Source organism: Spiroplasma sp. ald (assembly GCF_044714355.1).
Taxonomy (GTDB): domain Bacteria; phylum Bacillota_I; class Bacilli_A; order Mycoplasmatales; family Mycoplasmataceae; genus Spiroplasma; species Spiroplasma phoeniceum.
On record NZ_RXFY01000090.1, the window covers coordinates 1 to 4,295 of the forward strand.

The 4,295-nt window shown below is 25.2% G+C and carries 4 protein-coding genes; 3 read left to right on the top strand and 1 reads right to left on the bottom strand.

Features of this window, described 5'->3' with window-relative positions:
* Window positions 1-197 precede the first annotated feature (197 nt).
* The gene (locus tag EHU54_RS04705; protein ID WP_400249200.1) at window positions 198-1,550 is read right to left on the bottom strand and encodes a M17 family metallopeptidase; all 1,353 of its coding nucleotides are present in this window, start codon (window positions 1,548-1,550) and stop codon (window positions 198-200) included.
* 143 nt (window positions 1,551-1,693) lie between these two features.
* On the opposite strand from EHU54_RS04705, the gene pepF reads away from it, so the two are divergent.
* The 3 genes from pepF (at window position 1,694) to EHU54_RS04720 (ending at window position 4,210) form a co-directional block, all read left to right on the top strand.
* Complete coding sequence (gene pepF / locus EHU54_RS04710) at window positions 1,694-3,490, top strand: oligoendopeptidase F (RefSeq protein WP_400249201.1); 1,797 nt, start codon at window positions 1,694-1,696, stop codon at window positions 3,488-3,490.
* Between the two features lie 215 nt (window positions 3,491-3,705).
* On the top strand, window positions 3,706-4,029 hold the full coding sequence (locus EHU54_RS04715; protein WP_400249203.1) for a hypothetical protein: 324 nt from the start codon (window positions 3,706-3,708) through the stop codon (window positions 4,027-4,029).
* A gap of 19 nt (window positions 4,030-4,048) precedes the next feature.
* Window positions 4,049-4,210 (top strand): hypothetical protein, encoded by a 162-nt coding sequence (locus EHU54_RS04720; RefSeq protein WP_400249204.1) that lies wholly within the window; start codon window positions 4,049-4,051, stop codon window positions 4,208-4,210.
* Window positions 4,211-4,295: the final 85 nt, after the last annotated feature.

Sequence of the window (4,295 nt, forward strand, 5' to 3'; positions counted from 1 at the left end):
TTAGATTCCTATAATTTCTATTTTAAATATATTTTATAGGAATTTTAAAATAACTAGGTTATGCAAGAAGTCTAATGAGTCAAGGAGTCAAAGATTTATATATTAAAATTTTTAAGCGATGATTATAGATTTACTTTTAGTAAATCTATTTTTAATGCAAAATAAAAAAACATCTTGCTTTTACAAGATGTTTAAAATTATTCTTTAAATAATTCAAATAATGTTTTAATCATTATTCCAGTTCCACGCCCATCTTTAGTATCCGCTGTTCCAGCGATATCTAAATGAATATATGGTTTTTCTTCTACAAATTCACATAAAAAGGCAGCAGCAGTTGAACTACCAGCAAAGCGTGAACTTTCAGCATTTGTTAGATCAGCAATTGGTGTTTTACGCATTACAGCACTATGTTCTTCTAAAATTGGCATTCTTCAAATTCCTTCATGAGCTTTAGAAGCTGCTTGTGCAAATTGTTCATATCATGCATCATTATTAGCAAAAACACCAGTTAATCATTTTCCTAAAGCTACTAGAATTGCACCAGTTAATGTTGAGGCTTCAATTAATTTATCCACATTTAATTTACGTATAGCATAAGTAATACCATCAGCTAGAACTAATCTTCCTTCAGCATCAGTATTATCAATTTGAACAGTTTTTCCGTTCATTGACGTAATAACTGATTCAGTTAAAGTTGCTTTTCCTCCAATTCGATTTTCTGTTAAACAAGCCACCGCAGCAATATTTGTTTTAACTTGTGCTTTTGCTAAAGCTAATACTGTTGAGCAAACAATAGCTGCTCCTGACATATCAAATTTCATTCCAGTTAATGCTGTTGATGGCTTTAAGTTATATCCACCACTATCAAAGGTAATTCCCTTTCCTATTAAGCCAACTTTTTCTTTTTTACTACTATCACCTAGATATTCTAAGATAACAACTCGGGGTTCTAAATAGCTTCCCGCATTAACAGCTAAAAGTAAACCCATTTTTTCTTTTTCAATTTCTTTTTTATCTAAAACTGTTACTTTTAAATTTGGGATTCCTTTTGCCATTGTTGTAATTTTTTCAGCAAAAACTTCTGGATACATTAAATTTGGTGGTGTATCTTGTAACATACGAGCAAAATTAACAAATTCCATTTTAATTTGAATTTCTTTAAAAATAGTAGGTGCCTTGTCACAGTTATGGATTAAATTAATTGTATAAACTGATTTTTCTTTTTTATCTGTTTTTAAATTATAATTATCATTTAAAGCATATAGTGTTCCTTCTGCAAGTGCTTTAAAAATATGAGTATTTGCTTCAGCACCTTTTTTGAAAGTGTCAACATCAATATTTAAACTATATTTAATTGTTTTCATAAAATTTTGAATAAAATCTTCAGCATTTTTAAAAGTTAATGCTTTTTCGAAATAAGCATAAATTGTTTTTTCTTCTGAAATTAAAGTTGTTGCACCGTTTTCTTGGACAACTAATGGGTTGATTTCATCACCTTTAAAAATTGCTTTTAGTGTTAAATCTTGTTTTTTGTCATTTAATAATACCATTGTAAAATTCCTTCTTTCTATATAGATAATTATATACACAATATTATAATATTATCTAGAATAACAATAAAAATATTTTGTTTTCCGTTATAATTTTCCGTTATAATATAAAAAGGTAAATTTAGAAGAAAGAGGAGAAAAGAATGAAACGAAATGAAGCACCAGCACAATATAAATGAGATTTCAATCATTTATATTCCAATCATGAAGCATGGAAAAAAGATTTAGCAAAAATTGTAAAAAAATTAGAAGAAATTATCACCTTTAAAGGAAAATTAAATCAAGTAGCTGTTTTTAAAAAATATATTTTTTTAGATGAAGAAATTGATTTAATTGCAAATAAAATGGAACAATATTTACATATGGGTGATATTGATACAACTGATTTATCATATCAAGAATTAGCAGGAACTTATTCAAATACTTTAAATCAAATTTCAAGTCAATTAGCTTTTGTTGCTCCCGAATTAAAAGCAATTGGTGAAAAAACAATTATGACATGAATTAAAGAAGATTCTGCATTAAGTGCATATGAATATAGTTATCGTAAGTTTTTTAAAAATGCAAAATATATTTTATCAGAACGTGAAGAAGAAATTTTAGCTTTAGTAACACAGTCACGAAGTGTAGCTTATGAATTGTATGATTTATTAGCATATGCTGATAAAAAGCCAACTTTTATTGATTATAAAGAAACAAAAACAGAATTAACAAATAGTGTATATAGTGAAATTATGGAGAAATCTGATCCATTAGGTGAACAAGAATTTCGAATTAAAACAGCACAATTGTTTTCTGAGCATTTAGTTGATAAAAAACATTCTTTTGCACGAATTTATGAGGGAATCATTCAACATAGTGTTGAATCTGTTCGCTTACGTGGTTATAAAAATACTTTACAAGCATCATTAAATAATGATGATGTATCTGAAGAAATTTATGCAAGTTTAATTAAATATGGTCGTGAAAATAGTCATTTATTTGTTCAATATAATGAGTTATTAAAAAAACATTTTAAATTTAAAAAGTTTTATCCAACTGATCCTAGTTTGAAGTTAGTTAAAAACATTGCATCATTAGATAAGAAATATACTGTTGAAGATGCAAAAAAAATGATACGTGAATCTTTACAACCATTAGGAAATGAATATTTAACCCAATTAGAGTTAGCTTGAAGTGATCATCGCATTGATTACTTTGAAGATACTAATAAACGTAGTGGTGCTTATTCATCTGGTGGTTCAGGAGTTGAACCAATTATTTTAATGAATTGAGATGATACAATTGGTTCAGTTAATACATTAGCACATGAAGCCGGTCATTTTGTTCACACATTATTAGCAGATTTAAATAATAAATATCCATTAAATAGTTATCCAATTATCTTAGCAGAAGTTGCTTCAACAGTTAATGAGTACTTATTATTTGATTATTTATATAAAAATGCTGAAAGTAAAGAAGAAAAAATTTATTTATTACAAAATCGAATTGATGAAATTATGGCAACTTTCTTTCGCCAAATTCATTTTGCTGATTTTGAATGAGCTGCGCATAAAATGGTTGAAAATAATGAGCCATTAGATGCTGATAAATTAGCAAATCTTTTTGATCAAAAAGCTAATGAATTTGGTTATACTGTTTTTGATAAACATGATTTACAACAAAAGACATATAGTTGACCACGAATTTTACATTTCTTTCATTCACCATATTATGTTTATAAATATGCAACTTGTATTGTTGCTTCATTTAAACTTTATACTGATGTTATTAATGGCCATCCAGAATATTTACTAAATTTTTTAAAACAAGGTGGTCGTAAAGAACCATTAGCAATTTTAAAAGATATCGGAATTGATTATACTGATGCTAATGTTTATAATGGCTTGATTACAAAATTAACAGAAATGATTAATAATCTTACTCAATTATTAAAATAGCATTATATTAATTATATTATATAAAAAAATTTATTATATTAAAATTAAAAATAAAAAATATTTTGTCAAATTATTTTTAAAAATATTTGTTTAAATTACAAATAATTTGATAAAAATTAATTTTATTTTGTTTTTAATATTTTTTATAAAATATTATCAATACTTTAAGTATTAATTTAATTATTAAGTTTTAGAAAAAGGAAAAATACTGAAAAATGAAAAAATTATTAAATATTTTAGGAATATGTGGATTAATTAGTACACCCGGAGGAAGTTTAACTGCTTGTAGTGGTAATAAAAAACTGCAATATTTAGAAGAAGCAATTCCTGAAACGACAAATCAAGAGCAAGAAGATAATATCAATAATGTTGAAACAACAATTCACCTATTAAATGATAAAATTAATATTTTAAATCAACAAATAAACATAGAGAATCAACAAATAAACATAAAAAAAATCAAAAAATTACAAAATAATATTTTGCAACTAAAAGCAAAAATTAAAGAACTTGAAAAAATTGGAACAAGCTGACCTTAGAAATATCAAGGAAATTAATTTGTTAGATTTAAAAATTAAAGTTGGTGATATTGAAAAAGTAAAAGAATCAGAAATTAGACTATATTTACAAGCAGCAATTTTAACAGCAATAAGACAACAATTAAATGCGACAATAACAGAAAATGATTTTTCTTTTAATTTCAATAGACTTCTTGCATAACCTATTAAAATAATTGTAAATATTTTTAAAAAGATACTAATAGCAAATTATAATTTTAATTAATTATGTCTTTTATTTAAAAATT